This window comes from Kaistella polysaccharea, assembly GCF_020410745.1.
GTDB classification, from domain to species: domain Bacteria; phylum Bacteroidota; class Bacteroidia; order Flavobacteriales; family Weeksellaceae; genus Kaistella; species Kaistella polysaccharea.
The window spans coordinates 1,285,715-1,309,757 of the sequence record NZ_CP084528.1; the positions used below are offsets into that span (position 1 = coordinate 1,285,715).

Sequence of the window (24,043 nt, forward strand, 5' to 3'; positions counted from 1 at the left end):
AGAATGTGTTCGTTAAATTAAATTTCAAAAAACAATCTCTAGTTCCATCGCATAAAAAAAAGCCAACCTTTTAAAGGCTGGCTTAATTTCTACTCATTTCAATTTCAGAAATAGTAATGGTCTTCCAGATATTATTCTACCTTATCTTTTACATTATCGGCAGCATCTTTTACATTATCTAATTTCGCTCCTGCTGCGTCCTCAATATTGTCTAGTCTTGTATCTGATCCGTCACTTCGGCCATCTGTAGCGCGAATTGCTTCTCCAGCATTTTTCTTAATCATGTCTAATTTAGCCTGCAATTCGTTAAGTTTAGTTTGCGCTGCATCAGTCAGGACTTGATCTCCTTTTGCAGTTGCATCGTCTAATTCTCTTTGAGCAGCATTTACAGCCTCTTGAGCATTAATAACATCGTCGTTAAGATCCATTTGTGCATCTGCAACATTTTCACCCTCTACATTCACTACATCTGTTGCAACAGCTTCTTCTTTAACTTCTTTACTGCAAGAAACTGCGAATAATAAAGCCGCTCCCAAGGCGGATACGAATAATTTTTTCATTGTTTGATTTTTTAATGTTAAGAGTAAATATACAAATTTTAGAATAAATAGGTAAAATTACAAACAGCCAGATCGTTCTAATCTGTATTAGGTGAGCACTATGCAATACTATCATTGAACATTTATACAAATTCTATTTAATAATTATTAGCGATTTTATGGTCTGAATTGTTAGAAACTATTAATAGTAGTTGACTTATATCAACGCTACACTTTAATTCTAAGTTTCCTCGAAAATATTTAAAAGCAATTACCTTCGACGAACATTTTCGAAAATATTGGCGCTACCACTTATAATTTATATCATTTAGTGAGAAGAACTTTTTATCTTTAGGCCATGATTAAATTTTTCGGTGGCATTTGCCTTTTTATATCACTTATATTTTCAGCACAGTCCGTTACACACAGCTCTTCAGAAATATACGATGATTTGCTTCGGTTGCAAAATAATACAACGGTCATGTATCTCGCTGCGCATCCGGATGATGAAAACACCAGAATTATTTCCTGGTTTACTCATGAAAAACATGTTGATGCAGTTTATCTTTCCTTAACTCGGGGCGATGGCGGACAAAATTTAATCGGTACCGAAAAAGGAGAATTATTAGGATTACTCCGAACTCAAGAACTTTTAGAAGCACGAAAAATTGATAAAGGAAGACAATGGTTTACGCGAGCTTTAGATTTTGGATATTCTAAAACTGCCACAGAAACATTGAAATTCTGGGACAAACAGAAAATATTAGCCGATGTTGTTTGGGCAATCCGGAAAAATAAACCTGAAATTATTATCACCCGTTTTGATCCAAATTCAAACGGTGAAACGCACGGACATCATACTGCTTCGGCACTTTTAGCCATGGAAGCATTTGATTTAGCCGGAGATCCAACTGCATTTCCGGAACAGTTGAAATATGTAAAAGTTTGGCAACCAAAAAGAATGTTTTACAATACAAGCTGGTGGTTTTTTGGCAGTAAAGAAAACTTTGATAAAGCAGATAAAAGTGATTTATTCTCCATCAATGTTGGAAATTACTACCCCACACTCGGAATTTCGAATAACGAAATTTCTGCGAAAAGTAGAAGCAAACATGCTTGTCAAGGTTTTGGAATGGCTTTGGAAAGAGGCTCGGATTTAGAATATTTAAAATTTTTAAAAGGAGACAAACCGAAATCCAATGATATTTTCGAGGGAATAAATCTGTCTTTTGAAAATGGAACTCTTAAAACTCAGATGGATAAAGCTGTTTCTGAATTTAATTATAAAAATCCCCAACTTTCATTAAATAATCTACTTCAAGTCTATAAACTCTTACAAAAAAGTAATGCAGATGATTTAAAATTAAAACAAGTCAAAAATTTAATTTTAAAAACTCAGGGAATTTACTTTGAATGGACGACAAAAAATGCTTTCGGAACAATAAATCAGGAAATTTCAACCAACTTAGAAATTACGAATAGAAGTGATGCAGCAATAAATATTTCGATTTCTGGAAAAGATAACAAAGAAATTTTAGCAAACCAATCTTATAAAGCGACAGAGAAATTGAAGATTGATGATCCGAAAATTTCAAATCCCTACTGGCTTCAGGAAACACCGAAAAATAATTTATATGTGGTTAATAATCCACAAAATATCGGACAACCTGAAATTTTATATCCTGTCAAAAAATCGATTACCATTGATTTTGGTTCTACAAAAATTGATTTCAATATTCCTTTGCAGCAAAAAACAGTCGATCCTTCTATTGGTGAACGATACGAACCGTTTTATATCGTTCCTTCCTTTGTAGCCAATTTTGACCAGGATAATTTCATTTTCAGCAATCAGCCAAAAGAAATAGCGGTTGAAGTAGAAAGTTTCCTTCCAAATTCTACAGCAAAAGTTTCGTTAAAAGGAAGCAAAGACTGGAAAATGTCACCACCACAAACTATTAATTTTAAAGAAATTGGGGAAAAGAAAAAGATACGATTTAAGGTGGAACCAATTTCCAATGATGCCAATTCTACGATAGATGCACTGGTAGAATCAAATGGAAAAACTTATAATCAATCTTTAAACGTTGTCGAATACCCGCACATCGACCGACAAATTTGGATTAAAAATGCGCAGGCAAAAATTCAGAATTTAGATTTGAAAATTCCAGATGTTAAGATCGCTTATTTGAAAGGTTCTGGCGACGAAATCCCTTCCTCACTTCGAGCAATTGGTTTATCTGTTGACGAATTGGATTTAAAAAACTGGAATCCGTCGCTTCTAAAAAATTATGATGTTTTAATTTTAGGGATAAGAATCTATAATACACAGCCCGAAATGGCTTTGATCAATAAGGATATTTGGAAATTTATAGGAAATGGTGGTTTGGTGATCAATCAATACAATACCAATCGCGGTTTATTGACCAATGAAATTGCTCCTTTTAAATTACAGTTAGGAGCTAATCGAATTTCTGAAGAAGATGTAAAACTGAAATTTTTGGTTCCGAATCATCCAGTCTTTAATGTTCCAAATAAAATTACAGAAAAAGACATGGACAATTGGGTTCAGGAAAGAGGATTATATTTCGCGGACGGTTGGGATCAGAATTTAATTCCACTTTTAGAAGGAAATGATACGGGAGAATCTCCACAAAAGGGAATTTTATTGGCGGGAAAATACGGAAAAGGAACTTACGTTTATACGGGTTTATCATTCTTCAGAGAATTACCTGCTGGAGTTCCGGGGGCGTATAAATTGTTTATGAATATCTTGGCTTTGGGAAAAACTAAATAATCTAAAAAATCTCAGACCACAAAGTCACAAAAGTTTAGGTCTGAAAATGCTGTTGAGAAGTACATAAAAGATCATATGGTAATCGCGAAAATCTGCGCCCCGACTTGAGCGGAGCTCTTTTTACTTGGTGGCTGAGCTTGTCGTAGTAGTTGAGCCTGCCGAAACTAAGCCAAGTAAAAAAGCGGGAGCGGAAGACGGATTAAGGCGCCCAAATAAAAATAAAATATGAATCAGGAAAAAGATACGAATTGGAAAAGGCTTTATATTGCCCTCTTGGCCGTCACGGTTTTGATGATTTTTGCCATGTTACTCTTTCAAAACTACTATAAATGAAGAATTTAGATTGGGCAGTTCTCATTTTCGTGCTGTTGTTTATTGTGATTTACGGGATTTATAAATCCAAAAAAGTAAAAACATCGGAATCATTTTTGGGTGGCAAAACCAATCCGTGGTGGATGGTCGGCTTAAGCATTATGGCAACACAAGCAAGTGCCATCACATTCCTATCTACGCCCGGACAAGCGTACCACGACGGTTTGGGCTTTGTGCAATTTTATTTTGGTTTACCCCTTGCGATGGTTATTCTATGCGTTTGGGTACTCCCGAAATTTTTCAAAATGAATGTTTTAACGGCGTATGAATATTTAGAAAAACGATTCGGACTTTCTACCAGGATTTTAACCGCGATTCTATTTTTAATTCAAAGAGGTTTAGCAGCAGGGATTACGATTTTTGCCCCGGCCATTATTCTGTCGACCATTTTGGGTTGGAATCTGATTTTAACCAATATTGTTATTGGAACTTTGGTGACCATTTATACTTTAGTTGGTGGCACAGAAGCGGTGAGTCAGACGCAGAAACAACAGATGTTCGTTATTTTTATCGGGATGTTTTTGGCGTTTTTTCTGATCGTTCAAAAATTACCCTTAGATTTAAATGATGCGTTGCTTTATTCAGGGAAAATGGGAAAGCTTAATGCCGTGAATTTTGAATTTAATTTAAATAACCGCTACAATATTTGGTCTGCGTTTTTGGGCGGGACATTTTTATTCCTGAGTTATTTTGGAACCGATCAAAGTCAGGTTCAAAGATATTTGACTGGAAAGAGTTTGAAAGAAGCGCGACTTGGATTGCTTTTTAATGGCTTGTTCAAAATCCCAATGCAATTCTTTATTCTCTTTATCGGCGTGATGGTTTTCGTTTTCTTTCAGTTCGAAAAGACGCCTTTAAATTTTAATCCACTCTCTCAACAACTTCAAAACAACACAGAATATCAAGCTCTAAATTCTAAATTCGATCAACTTCACGAAGAGAAGAAACAGAAAATTGCAATTTGGAAAACCGATCATTCCGAAAAAGTAATGTCGGAATTAGAGGATCTTCAGGCAAAAGAAGTCGTCATCAGAGAAGATGTAAAAAAGTTAATTGATAAAGAGGCCCCGGCAATTGAATCGAATGACAAAGATTATGTTTTCATCTACTACATCTTAAATTATTTGCCGACCGGAATAGTCGGATTATTAATCGCCGTTATTCTTTCCGCGGCGATGAGTTCTACTTCTTCAGAATTGAATGCTTTGGCCACAACGACCGTGGTAGATATTTATAAAAGGAATTTTGCACCCGATATTTCAGAAAAAAAATATTTGAATGCTTCCAGACTTTTCACCTTAATGTGGGGAATAGTCGCCATTTTCTTTGCAGTAAATGCGAGTCTGTTTGAAAATTTAATTCAGGCAGTTAATATTATTGGTTCCTTATTTTACGGCGTAATTCTAGGCGTTTTTGCAATCGCCTTCCTCTTTCCAAAAATCGGTGGAAAAGCAACGATGTGGAGTATATTGATCGTAGAACCTGTGATTATTCTACTGTACTTTTTAGATGTAAAGGAAATTATTGAGTTAGAATTTTTATGGCTGAATCCTATTGGGTGTTTGTTGATGATAGCGAGTGCGAGTGTACTTCAACCAATGTTTAAGAAAATCGAAATATAAAAAAAGGACACCAATAATTGGTGTCCTCATTTTGAAAATAAATGGTTTGTTATTTCTTACTCCACTTCGCAATATTATCCGCATTCATTTTCACATAATCATCATTGCTCGATTTCTTTGCCAACTCCATTGATTTCTTCGCGGTTTCGATCGCCTCTTTCTTCATTCCATTTGCGGCTTGAATCTCAGATTTCAATTTTAACATATAAAAAACGTCCGGTTGCATTTCATTTGCCTTCGTTGAATATTCCAGGGCCTTCTTTAAATCCATTTTCTCTTGCAAATAGTAACCAGCAGCCTGATTATAATCTCCCGCCTTCGCATCTTTAGAACTTAAGGTCGTATTGATGGATTCCAAAACCTGCTTTTTAGAATCAATTACGATAGGAACTTTCACAATTGTATATTCCCAACTCATGATTAGATTTGCTTTATCCGTTTTAAGATCGCTAAAACCTATCGAGAAAGTTTCTACAGGTATCGGGTTTTTCTCTGACTTCACTTTTGTTGTAACCACCACCTGATCGTCTTTCAATTCCTTTGGTGCACCCCATTGTTCTGTATCCTTATAAAGAATTACTTCCCATTCGTTTGCTGATGGAATAGTGTATAAAGCATACTTACCTGCCGGAACATTAACTCCATTAAAACTCGCATCATCTTTAAAAGTGATATCCGTAGATCCATTGGCACCCGTTCTCCACAATTGATTTATCGGAACCAAATTACCAAAAACTTTGCGATCATTGGCAGAAGGGCGGGAATACTCTACTGTAATTTCAGACAGTCCTACGGTTTGTTTTACAGTAGCAGCAGGGCTGGGCTGTGGTGCTTTAACCTGAGCATTACCAAATGCAAATGCTCCCACTAAAAATAGCGATAAGATATTTTTTTTCATTGTTTATTAATTTAGTATTTACAATCTTTAAATCTACTCCAAATTTTACTTAATTACAACAAAGAGGTAAAACTACTACTTAGAAATATGTACTTCATTAACTTTTCAAGAATGAGCAACATAGCTTTCGCTTGTTACAAAACCTCTCCGGCTGTCCGCTGTATCTTTTTTGCTTACAATATTCTAGTTTAAATAAAACCAGTGATAAGCAAAAAAGGATGTCGCTACCATCCGGGCTATAATTTCTGGCAATCATTTTTACCAAGAAAAATATTTGTACTTGTTTTCTATCGCAATATCGAGTATTCTAATTCGCGAATCAACTATTATCTCTCATCTTTATACTTGGGTCTTAAGTTTTGACTCTCGATTCTAGACTCTTGAATCTTTAATCTTGATTCTTGGATCTTGAATCTTGGCATTTCTCTCAAATTATTGGTCACAAAAAAGCCTCATACAAATAAATGTATGAGGCTTTTAAAAAAGACTGGCGGCGACCTACTCTCCCGCGTTAGCAGTACCATCGGCGCTAGAGGGCTTAACTTCTGTGTTCGGAATGGGAACAGGTGAGCCCCTCTGCTAAAACCACCCTAAAGGCTGTTTTGTACAAAAGGATGTACAGTATATTATTATTTATAAGACTCAAGATGATAGAGCCAAGAGTCAAGACTTTAAATATCTTGGTTCTTGAATCTTGTTTCTTGATTCTGTATAAAAAATCGATAAAAACGTTCACAAAGAGACAACCGTAGTTGCACTATCGAGTACCTTAATTAGGCAATAAATCTACGGGTAATTAGTACTACTCGGCTATGACATTACTGCCTTTACACCTATAGCCTATCAACGTTGTCATCTCCAACGACCCTTAAAAGATGTCTCATCTTGAGGCAGGTTTCGCACTTATATGCTTTCAGTGCTTATCCTTTCCAAACGTAGCTACTCAGCGGTGCTCCTGGCGGAACAACTGATACACCAGAGGTTTGTTCAAATCGGTCCTCTCGTACTAGATTCAAGCCCTCTCAAACATCTAACGCCCGCAATAGATAGAGACCGAACTGTCTCACGACGTTCTGAACCCAGCTCGCGTGCCACTTTAATGGGCGAACAGCCCAACCCTTGGGACCTTCTCCAGCCCCAGGATGTGACGAGCCGACATCGAGGTGCCGAACCTCCCCGTCGATATGAGCTCTTGGGGGAGACTAGCCTGTTATCCCCGGAGTACCTTTTATCCTATGAGCGATGGCCCTTCCATACGGAACCACCGGATCACTATGTCCTGCTTTCGCACCTGATCGACTTGTAGGTCTCACAGTCAAGCACCCTTATGCCATTACACTCTACGCACGGTTACCAAGCGTGCTGAGGGTACCTTTGAAAGCCTCCGTTACTCTTTTGGAGGCGACCACCCCAGTCAAACTACCCACCACGCACTGTTCTTCCGTTAGGAAGTTAGGCTCCAAATAAACAAAGGGTGGTATTTCAACGTTGACTCCACCGACACTAGCGTGCCAGCTTCAAAGTCTCCCACCTATCCTACACATTGTTTATTCAAAGTCAATACGAAGTTATAGTAAAGGTTCACAGGGTCTTTTCGTCCCATTGCGGGTACTCGGCATCTTCACCGAGACTACAATTTCACAGAGCTCATGGTTGAGACAGTGCCCAGATCGTTACACCATTCGTGCAGGTCGGAACTTACCCGACAAGGAATTTCGCTACCTTAGGACCGTTATAGTTACGGCCGCCGTTTACTGGGGCTTCAGTTAATTGCTTCGCCTTGCGGCTAACAACCTTCCTTAACCTTCCAGCACCGGGCAGGTGTCAGACCCTATACATTATCTTTCGATTTAGCAGAGTCCTGTGTTTTTGATAAACAGTCGCCTGGGCCTCTTTTCTGAGGCCAGCATTGCTGCTGGCGTCCCTTCTTCCGAAGTTACGAGACTATTTTGCCTAGTTCCTTAACCATGATTCACTCTAGCACCTTAGGATTCTCTCCTCGACTACCTGTGTCGGTTTTGGTACGGGTTGCTTCACTTCGGCTTTTCTTGGAAGCACTTTCCCTACAACAACTTCGCCCGAAGGCTAGGTCTTGACTATTCCGTCAGTCTCCAGTAAGTACGGCACTCCGTCCCCTTTTTAGTGTGAGCAAGTTAGGGAATATTAACCCTATGTCCATCCACTTCCCCTTTCGGGTTCGCGTTAGGTCCCGACTAACCCTCAGCTGATTAGCATGGCTGAGGAAACCTTAGTCTTTCGGTGAGGGGGTTTCTCGCCCCCTTTATCGTTACTTATGCCTACATTTTCTTTTCTGTCCGCTCCACCAAATCTCACGATCTAGCTTCTGTGCAAACAGAATGCTCCCCTACCAGATATAATTCAAAAATTATAAATCCATAGCTTCGGTACTATACTTATGCCCGATTATTATCCATGCCGAACCGCTCGACTAGTGAGCTGTTACGCACTCTTTAAATGAATGGCTGCTTCCAAGCCAACATCCTAGCTGTCAATGCAGTTCAACCGCGTTATTTCAACTTAGTATAGATTTGGGGACCTTAGCTGTTGGTCCGGGTTCTTTCCCTCTCGGACATGGACCTTAGCACCCATGCCCTCACTGCTGCAGAACATTTATTAGCATTCGGAGTTTGTCAGGAATTGGTAGGTGATGAAACCCCCGCATCCAATCAGTAGCTCTACCTCTAATAAACTATATTGCAACGCTGCACCTAAATGCATTTCGGGGAGTACGAGCTATCTCCCAGTTTGATTGGCCTTTCACCCCTACCCACAAGTCATCCGAAGACTTTTCAACGTCAACCGGTTCGGTCCTCCACTTTGTGTTACCAAAGCTTCAACCTGCCCATGGGTAGATCACAAGGTTTCGCGTCTAATCCTACTAACTAAGCGCCCTATTCAGACTCGCTTTCGCTCCGCCTCCGTACCTGAAGTACTTAAGCTCGCTAGTAAAATTAACTCGTAGGCTCATTATGCAAAAGGCACGCCGTCACCCAACTTGTGGGCTCCGACCGCTTGTAGGCGTACGGTTTCAGGTTCTCTTTCACCCTTCTATTCGAAGTGCTTTTCACCTTTCCTTCACAGTACTTGTTCACTATCGGTCTTTCAGGAGTATTTAGCCTTGGAGGATGGTCCCCCCATATTCAGACAGGATTTCACGTGTCCCGCCCTACTCATTTATCATCTATGTATGCCTTTCAAATACCGGGCTATCACCGTCTTTGGCTGTTCTTTCCAGAACATTCTTCTAAACATATAAAGACTTTTGGGCTAATCCGCTTTCGCTCGCCACTACTTACGGAATCTCTTCGATTTCTTTTCCTCCGGGTACTTAGATGTTTCAGTTCTCCGGGTTTGCTCTCTAATAAATTAGAGTGACTGGTCTTCAACCAGCCGGGTTGCCCCATTCAGACATCTGCGGATCAATTCGTGTGTGCCGATCCCCGCAGCTTTTCGCAGCTTACCACGTCTTTCTTCGCCTCTGAAAGCCTAGGCATCCGCCATACGCCCTTAACGATTTCTTTCCTAATAATATATTAGTTCAGTTTTTTGTCTAACACCTAAGTGTTAAACTAGTTTTATTTAAACTCGGCACTCGAAAGTGCTCGGTTTTCTCTTTGTGATGTTCTTATCGTTAATGTCAATGATCTTATCTCTTCTTGCCCTTCTGATGAACAGATGTGTTTTTGGCTCCATCCGTAACTTTTAAATCAGTCGTTCAAAACTGTGAATAATATAGGTTCGATCCTATCTAAACTTCCTAATCTCTTAGTCCGTCCTGCCTCCTTTCGGCATCATTCTAATCTGTATCGTAAATATCTTCTATTCTTGCTTCTTTTCAGAAGCTTTTCGTCACATTGCTGTAACTTGTTCTCACTGTATCCTAAAATACATTGTACTTGGTACATCGTAATTGATACAATAATGTGGAGAATAAGGGAGTCGAACCCTTGACCTTCCCGATTTTAGTCGGGACGCTCACGCTCCTATCAGCGTAAATCCAGTTTTTATCTCATTGTATTGCTACAATTTGTGGAGAATAAGGGAGTCGAACCCTTGACCTCCTGCGTGCAAGGCAGGCGCTCTAGCCAACTGAGCTAATTCCCCGCTAGTATAGACTCTGAGATTCAAGATGCTAGAAACAAGATTTTAACGTCTTGACTCTTGGCTCTTTTATCTTCCCGTCTTGTTATTAGTAGTCTCGGGCAGGCTCGAACTGCCGACCTCTACATTATCAGTGTAGCGCTCTAACCAGCTGAGCTACGAGACTCTATTTAATTAATAACTATTAATTAATAATTGTTAATTATCTCTCTTCCCTGATTACTAATCCTAGTGGGTGTATGTTTTATAAATATCAACCAAATAAAGAAAAACTAAAGCTAACTTTGAGCAAGTGCTCTGGTACTTGCGTACCGTTTTGTTTGTTTATACTCTCCTAACGAAGAGTCTCAAAAATGAGATGTTCCAGCCGCACCTTCCGGTACGGCTACCTTGTTACGACTTAGCCCTAGTTACTTGTTTTACCCTAGGCAGCTCCTTTTACGGTCACCGACTTCAGGTACCCCAAACTTCCATGGCTTGACGGGCGGTGTGTACAAGGCCCGGGAACGTATTCACCGCGCCATGGCTGATGCGCGATTACTAGCGATTCCAGCTTCATAGAGTCGAGTTGCAGACTCCAATCCGAACTGAGACCGGCTTTCGAGATTTGCATCACATCGCTGTGTAGCTGCCCTCTGTACCGGCCATTGTATTACGTGTGTGGCCCAAGACGTAAGGGCCGTGATGATTTGACGTCATCCCCACCTTCCTCTCTACTTGCGTAGGCAGTCTCACTAGAGTCCTCAACTGAATGTTAGCAACTAGTGACAGGGGTTGCGCTCGTTGCAGGACTTAACCTAACACCTCACGGCACGAGCTGACGACAACCATGCAGCACCTTGAAAATTGCCCGAAGGAGAGTCTATTTCTAAACCTGTCAATTCCCATTTAAGTCTTGGTAAGGTTCCTCGCGTATCATCGAATTAAACCACATAATCCACCGCTTGTGCGGGCCCCCGTCAATTCCTTTGAGTTTCAATCTTGCGATCGTACTCCCCAGGTGGCTAACTTATCACTTTCGCTTGGTCTCTGAAGCTTGCGCCCCAAAAACGAGTTAGCATCGTTTACGGCGTGGACTACCAGGGTATCTAATCCTGTTCGCTCCCCACGCTTTCGTCCCTCAGCGTCAGTTAAATCATGGTAACCTGCCTTCGCAATTGGTGTTCTAAGTAATATCTATGCATTTCACCGCTACACTACTTATTCCAGCTACCTCTAATTTACTCAAGACCGACAGTATCAACGGCAGTTTCATAGTTAAGCTATGAGATTTCACCACTGACTTATCGGTCCGCCTACGGACCCTTTAAACCCAATAAATCCGGATAACGCTTGCACCCTCCGTATTACCGCGGCTGCTGGCACGGAGTTAGCCGGTGCTTATTCGTATAGTACCTTCAGCTTTCTACACGTAGAAAGGTTTATTCCTATACAAAAGAAGTTTACAATCCATAGGACCGTCATCCTTCACGCGGGATGGCTGGATCAGGCTCTCACCCATTGTCCAATATTCCTCACTGCTGCCTCCCGTAGGAGTCTGGTCCGTGTCTCAGTACCAGTGTGGGGGATCTCCCTCTCAGGACCCCTAAAGATCATTGACTTGGTGAGCCGTTACCTCACCAACTATCTAATCTTGCGCGTGCCCATCTCTATCCACCGGAGTTTTCAATATTAAATGATGCCATTCAATATATTATGGAGTATTAATCTTCCTTTCGAAAGGCTATTCTCCTGATAAAGGTAGGTTGCACACGTGTTACGCACCCGTACGCCGCTCTCTAGTTTCCGAAGAAACTATACCGCTCGGCTTGCATGTGTTAGGCCTCCCGCTAGCGTTCATCCTGAGCCAGGATCAAACTCTCCATTGTATGTTTGTCTGACTCACTCAAAGCTATTGACGCTCTAATTTTTCCTTACTTTTTTGGTTGTTATTTGTATGTCAATGATCTCTTTCTCTTCTCGCTTTATTTCCGAAAACTAATCTGTCATTGTTTCCGAATTGCGAGTGCAAAAGTATAAAGTTTATTTTAATTGACCAAATGTTTTTGGAGAAATTTTAAAAGTTTTTTTCCAACTCCCAAAATCTAATCCCTAACAATTCAATCTGCTCCTACTTCGCTCCCCGTCTCTCTCGATTTGGGATTGCAAAGATAAGAACCTTTTTTTAATTCACAAGCTTTTTCTGAAATAAATTGTAAAACTTTCGTCCCAAATCAAAATCCTCAATTACCTGTCTCTCTACTTCGCTACTCTGTTTTAGAGTGGTGCAAATATACTAACACACTCTACATCTTGCAACTCTTTTTATAATTATTTTAAACATGTGTATAATTACACCCACTAACTTACTATCACACACCTATTTATTATCCAAATTAAGTTATTAACATTATCGCTTCACAACACCTTTCTAACTTTAAAACCTTAATCCAACCGTTAATCAAGTCTTTTTAACCTTTAAGTAACATTAAAATAAGCCGGAATTCTTCCTAAAGAAAGAGAAGGAGATATATCGAGAAATATCTTAAAAAATATTCCTGAAAAGTCTTCAAACTAATATCGACGAAGATATTCAAGTAAGAAAACCGCGAAATTAAAATTAATTATAAAGGAAAAAATTTCCTTCTATATATAGGTAATTTAAATGATGAAGTGAAAAAGTTTTGAAAAGGTGGCAATTTAAAAGGAAACCTTTTGGAGTTTTTTAAAAACTACATATCCCAAAAGAACGCCCACAGTATCTGCAACTACGTCTAGAAATTCCAAAGAACGGCCAAATGCCATCTCATCCTGAAGAATTTCTGTAAGAAGCCCATATGCAATCATGATTTGAATAAAGTAGAGAAACTTTATCCGCGGAAATGCGCTCATAAAGCAAAACCCAAGAAGGGCAAAAATACTCAGATGTAGAATTTTATCAATTCCCTGAAACATAAAAGGATATTCCAGATTTTCTACGCCTGGTTTGAGCAGCATAAAAGTAAGAAATGCCCAGTAAATGGGCAAAATCTTACTAAATATTTTTGAAATCTTATCCAAGTGAAGCTTGATATTCTTCTGCAGTTAACAATTCAGACCGATCAGCATCTTCTACTAATTCAAGTTTAATAATCCAACCTGCGCCATAAGGATCGGTGTTCAGCAACTCAGGCTGATCTTCAAGGTCGCTGTTGAAAGCAGATACCGTTCCAGTTAGTGGCAAGAAAAGATCAGATACCGTTTTCACTGCTTCTACACTTCCGAATACATCTCCTGCGGAAAGTTCATCGTCAACGGAGTCAACATCTACAAATACGATATCGCCCAATTCGCCTTGTGCAAAATCTGTAATCCCGATGGTAGCGGTGTTACCTTCAATCCTAACCCATTCGTGGTCTTTGGTGTACTTTAATTCAGCCGGTGCATTCATTCTGTTAATTTTTATTGCTCAAAAATAATTAAAATATTGCGATCCTCAAAGTATATGAGGCATTTAATAATCATGTTTTCAACATATGCTTAAATAGCCTGATCAAAGTTCTAATTTTTTGAAATAATCATGATTGGAGAATTCAATGTTTCTTTCACGTCCATTTTCTTAAATTTGTAGAACGACTTAAAAAAAAGAAGTCCACCTTTAATATATATAGACAACATGAACATCAACAATAAATTAAATACTGCACAGAAAACCTTCGAAATCTGGAAAAACGTTTCATTTAAAGATAAACAGAAACTGCTAAAAAAACTGGCCAAAGTATTGGATAAGGACGCGGAAACTTTTGGAAAACTCATCACCAAGGAAATGAACAAACCGATTACGCAGTCTGTCGCAGAAATCAATAAATGCGCACTCATGGTTCGGTATTACGCGGAAGCCGAAAACGTGCTACAATCTGAAAAAATTGAGACTGAATTTAGAATTTCCGAAATTCAGTACGTTCCCAAAGGCGTCATTTTAGGGGTCATGCCTTGGAATTTTCCTTTTTGGCAAGCGCTACGATTTGCGATTCCTGCAATTTTAGCGGGAAATACGGTCGTTTTGAAGCATGCTTCCATTTGTTTTGGAAGCGGAAAGGCGATTGAAGATATTTTTCTGAAAGCTGGATTCCCACAAGGGGTTTTCCAAAACCTAGAAATTGGTCACGCAGAAGTCAAAACCGTTTTAAAAAACCCGATTATTAGAGGAGTAAGTTTAACGGGTAGTGAAAAAGCAGGCAGTAAAGTCGCATCTATAGCAGGTAAAAACATTAAAAAATCCTTATTAGAATTAGGCGGTAGTGACGCCTTTATTATTTTAGATGACGCCAATTTTGAAGATGCTGCAGAAAGCGGTGCAAAATCACGGCTGGCAAATTGTGGTCAAGCATGTAATGCAGCGAAAAGATTCATCATTCAGAAAAACATCGAAAAGGAATTCTTGCCGATCTTCATCAAAGAATATCAAAAATTTGTCGCTGGCGATCCATTTAACAAAAAAACCAATATTGCTGGAATGGCGCGCCCAGATCTGGCTGATGATTTGGAAAAACAATATAATAGAGCATTGCAAGAAGGTGCTGAAATTATTTTACCCCTAGAACGAATTTCAGATAATGAATTCGTACCAGGTTTAATTAAAGTAAAAGAGGGGAACCCCATTTTAAAAGAAGAACTTTTCGGTCCGCTCGGCATGGTAATGATTGCAAAAGATGACGAGCACGCTGTAAAATTAGCGAATGCTATACCTTTTGGTTTATCAGATTCGGTCTGGACAAAAGATAAAAAAAGACAGCAATATTTCATTGAAAATTTGGACGCCGGAACCATCAGTGTGAATAAAAGTTCAAGTTCTGATCCCAGACTTCCGTTTGGTGGAACAAAAAGCTCTGGTTATGGAACTGAACTTTCTCTGGTAGCGCTAAAGGAGTTTGTGAATGTGCGAACCGTTGTCGGAAATTAAACAAGCTTTTAATAAAATGAAAAATCCGTTCAAAGATGAGCGGATTTATTTATCGATACTGCAGGCGAGATTTAACTTTTCTAATAATTTAACCTCTACTTTAAAACAGTTCCATGAAAGCAGGCACTTTTCTATCTTCTTTTATTATTTTATTTTTAATCTCTTGCACTTCGAAAACTCCTGATTTTTTAGTAATCAATGACCTCAATTCAAGTTTGGATCAATTGTCAACTTCGGAGGGAAAAGATTTAAAAGCTGGAGATTTCCTCATGTATGCAACAGAGAAAAATTTAGAATTTCTTCTGAAAGAAAAGAGAGCTTCTTTTGTCGTTTTTGGCTTAGCGACTAATGATTATTCCGATTTTGAGAATAAATATGGCATCAAAGTAAAAACTGAAAACTGTGTTATTTCTCCGGGAATTTCCCAAATTGCTACAGAAAACAACAAGTTAATTTCAGATTATCTCACTAGTAAGTATAAAGATGAATGGAAAACGGATTTGAATTTCGTTCCTTTCGGTCTGGATTAACTCGCCGCTTTTTCCACTTTAAGTTGTGATCTATAAAGTGTAGAATAATATCCGTTTTGAGAAAGTAGATCTTCATGTTTGCCTTCTTCCACAATTTTGCCGTGATCCATCACGATGATTTTATCAGCGTTTACAATGGTTGAAAGACGATGGGCAATAATAATAGAAGTTCTGTTTTTTGTAATCTTCTCCGTCGCGCGCTGAATTAATTTTTCACTTTCATGATCAATCGAGGACGTCGCTTCATCAAGAATTAATATTTTTGGATCAGAAAGATAAGCTCTTAAAAAAGAAAGCAATTGCCTTTGACCAAGAGAAATCGAGGAACCTCTTTCGCGCACAACGTAATCGTAACCGCCAGGTAGACTTTCTATAAATTCATCAACTTCAATATCCTTTGCGACTCGCTTTATTTTTTCTAATGTTACCGACTCATCACCAAACGCGAGATTCTCGAAGATACTTCCATGAAACAAAAAGACGTCTTGCAAAACCACTCCGATATGACTTCGCAAATTGTAAAGTTCATATTGTTTTAAATCGACACCATCCAAACAAATTTTACCAGAATTAATATCGTAAAGTCTCGTTATTAAGCTAATAATTGTCGATTTTCCAGCACCAGTTGCGCCAACAATTGCTACAGTTTCGCCGGGATTTACTTTAAAACTGATTCCTTTTAAAACTTCCTGTTTTTCATCGTAAGAGAAGTGAACATTTTTAAATTCTATTTTTCCCTCAAAATGAGATTTGGCAATTGTTCCATGATTAGTCATGGCAAAATCCTCATCCATCACGCCCAGCACTCTTTCTGCGCCAACAATTCCTCTTTGAATATTATTAAAACGATCTGCAATCTGGCGCAGCGGACGAATTAACATTGAGATATATTGAATAAAAGCAATCACAGCCCCAGCTTTAATGGTAATAAAACCACCATATAATAGGATAAAGCCTATAAACAGCGAAGAAATAAGTTCAACAACCGGAAAGAAAAGTGAAAATATAAAAACGGTTTTTAATAACGCACTTTTCAGGGTGATATTAATATCGTCAAACTTTTTAAATTCCGCCTGTTGACGGTTAAAAACCTGCACCAAAGACATTCCCGAAAGTCGTTCCTGTACAAAAGAGTTTTGGTTGGCCGTCCAGGTTCGTTCGTCACCGAAAGCTTTTTTCAATCTTTTCTGAAAAAATCTGGTAATAAAAACCATCAGCGGAAGAATCACCAAGGAAATATAGCTTAAATGAACATCAACCTGAAACATCATGATCAAGACGAAAACAATGCGCAGAATATCTCCAAAAACCATCAAAAAACCATCAGTATAAACCGTCGCAATAGTTTCTACATCGCCAACAGCTCGCGTCACCAATTGTCCGATCGCGGTTTTATCAAAAAAAGAAGTTCGGAAATAAATCAGTTTATGATACAATCTTTCCCGTATATCACGGATTACATTCTGGGAAATATAATTGGAAAAATAGACGAGAAAAAAGTTTAGAAATGTTTCGCCGAAAACCAAAGCCACCAGAATATAAATGTGCTTCATCATCAAATCCTTGTCACGAAGTTGAATAATATCGGTATCAACAATCTGCATCGTCAAATACGGGCGATAAGTAGAAATAATAGACAAAACAATGGAAATAATAAGCGTCACAATAAACCACGATCGAAATTTCATTCCGATTACGAATAGCCGTTTAATTATATCCCAAGTCGATTGTTTCTTCATATTCTATTTAAAATTCCGCTGCAAAAATACGGAATTTTGCAAAGATGTGCAGTGCACAAAAATTGAGTTTAGATATTGCGGTGATTGATATTTAGAAATCGTAACCTACATCTACCAAAAATAAACCTTGTGGCGGCGCAGAAGTTCCCGCAGAATTTCGGTTTTTGTCTCCGATAATCCGCTGCAAATCTTGCGGTTCTAATTTTCCATTTCCGATTTCGACCATTGTTCCAACAATTGCACGAACCATATTCCGTAAAAATCGATCTGCAGAAATAGTGAATATTAATTGCGAACCAGTCTGCTCCCAATTGGCTTTGTAGATTTTACAATAATTGGTTTTGGTATTGGTATGAAGTTTAGAAAAACTCGTAAAATCTTCGTAGGTGAGAAGAATTTCGCACGCAGCGTTCATTCGATTCACATCTAAATCACGCTTCCAAATCTGCCAGGACGAATCTTGGGTGAATGGATTTTTCTCTAAATCAATGTAATATTCATATGTACGAAACGTTGCATCAAACCGTGCGTGAAAATTTTCTCTTACCGGGAATATTCTTTTGATCGCAATATCTTGCGGCAAAAAACTATTCAGTTGATAAATTAAATTTTCCCCCAGATTTTTTTCAGTATCGAAATGCGCAAATATTTTCTTCGCATGAACGCCGGTATCAGTCCTCCCGGCTCCTGTAATTTTAATTTCTTCGCGAAGAATTGTCGATAACGCATTTTCTAAAACTTCCTGTACAGAAATTTCATGAGGCTGAATCTGATAGCCAAAATAATTTTTACCCAAATACGAAAAGTCGATACAATACCTCATCACGTGCAAATTTACTGAATTTTTGGGAGCATCAAATGTTCGATTGTTGCCAAGTTCAGTCCGGCTTTCCGTTTCAATCTTTTTTGCCTCGTTTTTAAACGAGACAAAAAAGGATTTCCTCTACAATCCGGGCTAAAACATCAAGCGGTTTTTCTTTCCCTATTATTTATTAATATCCAAAAAAATGCAAATCTAATTTTGATATTTATACTCCCACAGATTAAGAAAATCGGCGAGAGAACATTAAATATAAAAAAACACCGATAAATTATGCTGAACAAAACCTTTATCACTTTGCTTTTTTACTATTTTCTTTTTTACAGGAAGCAGTAAACTTTGATTTGTAGGTAAAAATAAAAGTAAGAAATTTACAGCATGAAAATATTGCTCCTCTCCGACTCACATTCTTACATCGACGATCGGATTTTAGAATACGCAACAAACGCAGATGAAATTTGGCATTGCGGAGATTTCGGAAATCTTGAGGTTATTGAGAAAATAGAGAAAATAAAACCTCTACGCGGCGTTTACGGCAATATCGACGGCACAGAAATCCGAAAAATATTTCCCGAAATTTTACGCTTCAAATGTGAAGATGTAGAAGTTTTGATGATTCATATCGGCGGTTATCCAAACAAGTACACACCATTAGCTAGAAAAGAAATCTCCGAAAAAGCGCCGAAACTATTTATTTCAGGACATTCCCATATTTTAAAAGCGATGTATGATCAGAAAAATAGTTTACTTCATCTTAATCCTGGTGCGATGGGAAAAGTCGGCTGGCACCAAATGCGAACGATGATGCGTTTTGAAATTAATGGCGACCAAATCGAAAATTTAGAAGTGATCGAACTGGGAAAAAAGTAATATTTAAATATTTACTTCTTTTGGAGACCGTCATAAATACTGTGAATCAAACCATCTGCAACAGATATTTTCGGCACAAATATTTTGTCAATATCACTCCAACTCATTACATTATTGAAAATTTGCAAAGCCGGAACCAAAACATCGGCGCGGTCTTCCCGCAGATTAAACTTGCTCATGCGCTCGGCAACAGACAAGTCATTCATTTCTTTATAATATTTTTTCAGATAAGCGCTGGACATTGGTTTGCCATCCTTCGTTTTGCTCATCGAAAATATCTTATTAATATTTCCGCCTGATCCAATGGCTACAACCGGCTTTTTACTATTAATATTTTTTCGGATTTCCTCCTTCATTTCCTTCCATAAATCTTCAGTAACCAAACCGTTCAGCAAGCGAATCGTTCCGATATTGAAAGATTTCTCATACGCCATCAGACCATTTTCGTAGAACATAAGCTCTGTGGAACCGCCGCCCACATCAATATAAAGATAGGCGGAGTTTTTATCGAGTGCATCGGCGACATGGTTTTCAAAAACCAAACCTGCTTCCTCATCTCCAGAAATAATCTCGATGTCAATACCCGAAGATTTCTTGACTTTCCCAATAATTTCAGGACCGTTCTTCGCATCTCGCATTGCACTGGTCGCACAAGCCCGAAAATGCTCGACTTTATAAATTTTCATTAGATTGCTGAAAACTGTCATCGAATCCATAATCATCTGCTCTCGCTCTTTGCCGATTTCACCTTTGGTAAAAACATCCATTCCCAGACGCAGTGGAATACGCAAAAGATTAAGTTTCGTGAACTGTGGTTTTCCTTTTTTAGGTTCCGTTACTTCATTTATAAGCAGGCGCGCTGCATTACTTCCGATGTCGATAGCGGCAATTCTCATGGTTTTATTTAAAGATATGAGGAATCAAAAGAAAAGGGCAAGAGTTCCCGAATAGATTTTGTTTTGTAAATGGCTCCACCAAGAGAGGCAAAATAAATCTCGATCTCTTCATTTTGCTTGGCTTCATATTCCAAAATAGATTGTCGGCATGCTCCACAAGGCGGAATCGGAACAGATGAAGTTGCATTTCGAGGCGCACCAATAACGAAAAGTTTTTTGATTTTGACGTCTGGATAATTTGCTCCGGTATAAAAAATGGTTGTTCTTTCGGCACATAAGCCTGAAGGATACGCTGCATTTTCCTGATTGCTGCCGGTTATAATCTCACCATTCTCCAGTAAAATTGCACAACCAACGGTAAAATCAGAGTACGGCGCGTACGCTAAATCACGAAACTTCATTGCTTTATCGAATAGCATCTTCTCCATTTCATCGAGATGATCATAACTTTCAATAGATTCAAACTTTATAGTATGTTCTTTTTGCATGTATTAAAAATAGGAAAGTAAAGATAGCTGATTTTTTTAAAAACCATTGAATCTCCATGTAATATATACCTGCTAATTTTTCTGCTGCAGTTTGGCAGAACGCATTAGTATAATTATTCTGCCGTGAATTCAAAATTGATTTAGATAAATAGTATAAACAAGGATATTTAACACCTGGAATTAGAGTTTTCTTATGAGTACAATCATAGAAATAAACCGTGAAAAGACTCCCTTTTTTACAAATCTCTTATCGTAGTTTTACCTTTGGAATATTCAGTTTTTACCTTTCCAAAATAGTACAATGATCGCCATGAAAAATATTGATAAACCGATTCGTTCTTTATCAAATAATAAAATTTTAAAATCCCAATCTGAACTGGAAATTTTTTTTATTCACTCTTTACAGGAGATGTACGAAGCGGAATGCGTGATAGAAGAGGAATTCGGTAAAATTGAAAATAAAATACTTTCACCAAATTTACATGATATTCTCAAACGTCATTTTGCAATTCACCTCAGACATATGGTTAGAATGCGGAAAATCTTTCAGCTGGAAGGTGAAACTGTCACACGTAAAAAATGTGAAAGCATCAACGCAATTCTCTCCGAAGCAATCAGCCACCTCTATCTTTTTTCTGATGATATTGCAAATTGGGAAATCGCCTTAATTCTTGTTTCTCAAAAATTAGCACATTTAAAAATTGCATCCTACAGCGGATTAGCTCATTTAGCAATTAAGCTGAAACATTATGAAGCTGCTACACTGTTTGCGATTTGCGTACAAGAGGAAGAAGAATTCATCGTAAATAATTTAAATGGAATTATCAATGAATTTTTAGCATCTCATATCGATGGCTACAAAAAATAAATAGTACGATTTTTAAAAATTATTTATAAAGAGGTTTTCGTTTTGAGGGTCTCTTTACCGTATATCGATATTATAAATGACAAGCGATCAAATTTCAACTTCACTTTTTGTAAATTTGACGTCTTAAAAAAAGTTTATGATATTATATTCCCCTATAAAATTTAGAAATCTCGAATTAAAGAACCGTTGGGTAATGTCCCCGATGTGTATGTACTCTTGCGATCAAGGCGTTCCGAATGATTTTCATTTTGTGCATTATGCGAGCCGCGCCCAAGGCGGAACAGGTTTGCTGATCGTAGAAGCAACTGGAGTTGTGCCGGACGGAAGAATTACGCACAAGTGCACGGGACTTTGGAACGATGAACAAACGCAAGGTTTTAAAATAATTGTAGATTTTATACATCAGAATTCTGAAAGCAAAATCGGAATTCAACTAGGACACGCGGGAAGAAAAGCCTCAACCTGGGTTGGTAAGCAGCTTTCTTTGGAAGATGGTTGGGAAACTGTCGCGCCTTCAAAAATTCCTTATGCCGAAGGAGAGCGAATTCCACATGAATTGACAATTCCAGAAATTAAAAAGTTAGTTGAGGATTTTAAAGATGCTACGAGAAGATCTTTGGAAGCTGGCTTTGATTTAATAGAAATTCACGCAGCACACGGCTATTTGATTCACCAGTTTATGTCTCCATTATCAAATGTAAGAACTGATGAATATGGCGGAAGTTTTGAAAATAGAATCCGATTTCTTATAGAAATTGTAGATGCTGCAAATGAACTTTTGGATGAAAATCACCCTTTATTCGTGAGGATTTCTGGAACTGAATACGCAGAAAATGGTTGGGATATTGATGACAGCGTAAAACTTGCAGAAGTTTTAAAGAGCAAAAACGTCGATTTGATCGATGTTTCCAGCGGAGGAAATATTGCTGGTACCAAGATCACTTTGTTTGATGGATACCAAGTTCCATTAGCCGCGCAAATTAAAAAAGAAACCGGAATGAAAACCGGCGCTGTTGGATTGATAAAATCTGCAGAATTGGCAGAAGAAATTTTGGAAAAAGAAGAAGCTGACTTGATTTTCGTCGCTCGTGAAATTTTAAGAAATCCCTACTTGGCTATTCAAGGTTCCTTCGAAGCAAAAGACGAATGTGATTTTCCACATCAATACGACAGAGCACGAATATAAAAATTTGGCACTCAAAATAGAAAAGCCAGTTCGAAATGAACTGGCTTTTTTGGCTTATAAAATAATATATAAATATTAAGAATATTCAAACTGTTGAATCACGTCTAATGTTTTATCGATTTCCTTTTCTTTTATCGCATCAGAAATAAACCAGGTTTCGTAACCGCTCGGTGGCAAATAAATTCCCTTCGCCAATAACTGATGAAAGAAATTATTAAAAAGTGCATGGTTTGCATTGGCAGCTTCATCAAAATTTGAAACCGCATTGATGTGGAAAAACACACTCATCATCGCACCTTTTCGGTTGATTCGATGTTCGATGCTTTTAGAATTCAAAATTTTTCCAATTTCAAAATCTAAAGTTTCGGTCGTCTTATTCAGGTTTTCGTAAAAACTATTATCATTTTTAATGATTTGTAAAGTCGTTAATCCGGCGCGCATCGCCAATGGATTTCCGCTTAATGTTCCGGCTTGGTAAACTGCTCCTTTCGGCGCAAGATGATCCATGATTTCATTTCGTCCGGCAAAAGCACCCACAGGAAGTCCGCCACCAATCACTTTTCCGAAGGTGACTAAATCAGCTTTCACATTATATAATTCCTGAGCGCCACCAAATGCCAAACGGAAACCCGTCATAACTTCATCAAAAATTAAAAGCGCTCCGTTTTCATCACAAAGTTTTCTCAGTTTTTGTAGGAAATTATTTTCCGGTAAAACGCAACCCATATTTCCGGCAACAGGTTCGATAATAACTGCAGCAATTTCACCTTGATTGTGACGGAATAAATCTTCTACTTGTTCAATATCATTATATTTTGCGTTCAAAGTATCGTGCGCTGTTCCGGGCGTTACACCAGGAGAACTAGGATTTCCAAAAGTTGCAGCTCCACTACCCGCTTTAATTAAAAAAGAATCGGAATGCCCATGATAACAACCTTCGAATTTGATGAATTTATTTCTTCCGGTAAAACCCCGAGCCAAACGAATGGCGCTCATACAGGCTTCTGTGCCTGAAGAAACCATTCTAATCTGGTCGATATTTGGAACATTTTCTACAATAAATTTTGCGATTTCAGTTTCCAGCTCGGTTGGTGTTCCGTAAGAAAAACCTTTTTCTGCCTGCTTTTTAATGGCTTCTAAAACTTCGGGATGTGTATGTCCGAGAATTGCGGGACCCCAAGAATTGATATAATCGATGTACTGGTTATCGTCGGCATCAGTAAGGTAAGCACCTTTTGCAGCTTTCATAAAAATAGGAACGCCACCTACGGATTTAAAGGCACGAACGGGAGAATTCACGCCGCCCGGGATATATTTGTAAGCTTCGTCAAATAAAGCTGAACTTCTTTGGTAATTCATGAGTGATAATAATGAGTGA

Annotated in this window: 16 protein-coding genes, 2 tRNA genes and 3 rRNA genes; 7 read left to right on the forward strand and 14 right to left on the reverse strand. The window is 38.3% G+C overall.

Features of this window, described 5'->3' with window-relative positions; all coding sequences use genetic code 11:
* Nucleotides 1–131 precede the first annotated feature (131 nt).
* Nucleotides 132–536 carry a hypothetical protein gene (locus LC814_RS05880; RefSeq protein ID WP_226065698.1) on the reverse strand — a complete coding sequence of 135 codons (405 nt, stop codon included), beginning with the start codon at nucleotides 534–536 and terminating at the stop codon, nucleotides 132–134.
* A 361-nt stretch (nucleotides 537–897) separates the two neighbouring features.
* On the opposite strand from LC814_RS05880, the gene LC814_RS05885 reads away from it, so the two are divergent.
* Together LC814_RS05885 and LC814_RS05890 are read left to right on the forward strand one after the other, a co-directional pair.
* A complete protein-coding gene (locus tag LC814_RS05885) occupies nucleotides 898–3,333 on the forward strand; it encodes a PIG-L family deacetylase (RefSeq protein ID WP_226065700.1) in 2,436 nt (811 codons plus the stop codon).
* 329 nt (nucleotides 3,334–3,662) lie between these two features.
* Nucleotides 3,663–5,327: a sodium:solute symporter family protein gene (locus LC814_RS05890; RefSeq protein WP_226065702.1), complete on the forward strand. Its 1,665-nt coding sequence runs from the start codon at nucleotides 3,663–3,665 to the stop codon at nucleotides 5,325–5,327.
* 49 nt (nucleotides 5,328–5,376) lie between these two features.
* On the opposite strand, the gene LC814_RS05895 is transcribed toward LC814_RS05890, so the two are convergent.
* The 8 genes from LC814_RS05895 to gcvH form a co-directional block, all read right to left on the reverse strand.
* Complete coding sequence (locus LC814_RS05895; protein WP_226065704.1) at nucleotides 5,377–6,225, reverse strand: DUF2911 domain-containing protein; 849 nt, start codon at nucleotides 6,223–6,225, stop codon at nucleotides 5,377–5,379.
* A gap of 485 nt (nucleotides 6,226–6,710) precedes the next feature.
* Nucleotides 6,711–6,818: ribosomal RNA gene (rrf, locus tag LC814_RS05900) — 5S ribosomal RNA — on the reverse strand.
* A 183-nt stretch (nucleotides 6,819–7,001) separates the two neighbouring features.
* Nucleotides 7,002–9,767, reverse strand: a 23S ribosomal RNA gene (locus tag LC814_RS05905).
* 509 nt (nucleotides 9,768–10,276) lie between these two features.
* A tRNA-Ala gene (locus LC814_RS05910) sits at nucleotides 10,277–10,350 on the reverse strand.
* 89 nt (nucleotides 10,351–10,439) lie between these two features.
* Nucleotides 10,440–10,513 (reverse strand) — tRNA-Ile (locus LC814_RS05915).
* A gap of 185 nt (nucleotides 10,514–10,698) precedes the next feature.
* Nucleotides 10,699–12,215: ribosomal RNA gene (locus LC814_RS05920) — 16S ribosomal RNA — on the reverse strand.
* Together the 16S, 23S and 5S rRNA genes with 2 tRNA genes alongside form the textbook arrangement of a ribosomal RNA operon.
* 811 nt (nucleotides 12,216–13,026) lie before the next feature.
* Nucleotides 13,027–13,353: a VanZ family protein gene (locus LC814_RS05925; RefSeq protein WP_226065706.1), complete on the reverse strand. Its 327-nt coding sequence runs from the start codon at nucleotides 13,351–13,353 to the stop codon at nucleotides 13,027–13,029.
* 25 nt (nucleotides 13,354–13,378) lie between these two features.
* A complete protein-coding gene (gene gcvH, locus LC814_RS05930; RefSeq protein WP_226065708.1) occupies nucleotides 13,379–13,756 on the reverse strand; it encodes a glycine cleavage system protein GcvH in 378 nt (125 codons plus the stop codon).
* Nucleotides 13,757–13,981: 225 nt separating this feature from the next.
* Here gcvH and LC814_RS05935 point away from each other — a divergent pair, with 225 nt between their 5' ends.
* Nucleotides 13,982–15,268, forward strand: coding sequence for an aldehyde dehydrogenase family protein (locus LC814_RS05935; RefSeq protein WP_226065710.1), 1,287 nt, complete (start codon nucleotides 13,982–13,984; stop codon nucleotides 15,266–15,268).
* A gap of 113 nt (nucleotides 15,269–15,381) precedes the next feature.
* Complete coding sequence (locus LC814_RS05940) at nucleotides 15,382–15,798, forward strand: FEKKY domain-containing protein (RefSeq protein ID WP_226065712.1); 417 nt, start codon at nucleotides 15,382–15,384, stop codon at nucleotides 15,796–15,798.
* Here LC814_RS05940 and LC814_RS05945 read toward each other — a convergent pair.
* Nucleotides 15,795–17,537, reverse strand: coding sequence for an ABC transporter ATP-binding protein (locus tag LC814_RS05945; protein WP_226065714.1), 1,743 nt, complete (start codon nucleotides 17,535–17,537; stop codon nucleotides 15,795–15,797). The two genes, LC814_RS05940 and LC814_RS05945, sit on opposite strands and share 4 nt — an antisense overlap.
* Before the next feature lie 91 nt (nucleotides 17,538–17,628).
* The gene (gene truA / locus LC814_RS05950) at nucleotides 17,629–18,360 is read right to left on the reverse strand and encodes a tRNA pseudouridine(38-40) synthase TruA (RefSeq protein WP_226065715.1); all 732 of its coding nucleotides are present in this window, start codon (nucleotides 18,358–18,360) and stop codon (nucleotides 17,629–17,631) included.
* 375 nt (nucleotides 18,361–18,735) lie between these two features.
* On the opposite strand from truA, the gene LC814_RS05955 reads away from it, so the two are divergent.
* The gene (locus LC814_RS05955) at nucleotides 18,736–19,227 is read left to right on the forward strand and encodes a metallophosphoesterase family protein (protein WP_226065716.1); all 492 of its coding nucleotides are present in this window, start codon (nucleotides 18,736–18,738) and stop codon (nucleotides 19,225–19,227) included.
* Between the two features lie 11 nt (nucleotides 19,228–19,238).
* Here LC814_RS05955 and LC814_RS05960 read toward each other — a convergent pair whose 3' ends face one another.
* Both LC814_RS05960 and LC814_RS05965 read right to left on the reverse strand, forming a co-directional pair.
* The gene (locus LC814_RS05960) at nucleotides 19,239–20,123 is read right to left on the reverse strand and encodes a Ppx/GppA phosphatase family protein (protein ID WP_226065717.1); all 885 of its coding nucleotides are present in this window, start codon (nucleotides 20,121–20,123) and stop codon (nucleotides 19,239–19,241) included.
* 8 nt (nucleotides 20,124–20,131) lie between these two features.
* On the reverse strand, nucleotides 20,132–20,611 hold the full coding sequence (locus LC814_RS05965) for a cytidine deaminase (protein ID WP_226065718.1): 480 nt from the start codon (nucleotides 20,609–20,611) through the stop codon (nucleotides 20,132–20,134).
* Between the two features lie 310 nt (nucleotides 20,612–20,921).
* Between LC814_RS05965 and LC814_RS05970 the strand changes: the two genes are divergently transcribed.
* Together LC814_RS05970 and LC814_RS05975 are read left to right on the forward strand one after the other, a co-directional pair.
* Nucleotides 20,922–21,479, forward strand: coding sequence for a DUF892 family protein (locus tag LC814_RS05970; RefSeq protein ID WP_226065719.1), 558 nt, complete (start codon nucleotides 20,922–20,924; stop codon nucleotides 21,477–21,479).
* 139 nt (nucleotides 21,480–21,618) lie between these two features.
* Nucleotides 21,619–22,665, forward strand: a complete 1,047-nt coding sequence (locus LC814_RS05975; RefSeq protein WP_226065772.1) for an NADH:flavin oxidoreductase/NADH oxidase — start codon at nucleotides 21,619–21,621, stop codon at nucleotides 22,663–22,665.
* 75 nt (nucleotides 22,666–22,740) lie between these two features.
* On the opposite strand, the gene hemL is transcribed toward LC814_RS05975, so the two are convergent.
* Entirely contained in the window at nucleotides 22,741–24,024 is a 1,284-nt protein-coding gene (gene hemL, locus LC814_RS05980; protein ID WP_226065720.1) for a glutamate-1-semialdehyde 2,1-aminomutase, read from the reverse strand.
* Between the last annotated feature and the right edge of the window lie 19 nt (nucleotides 24,025–24,043).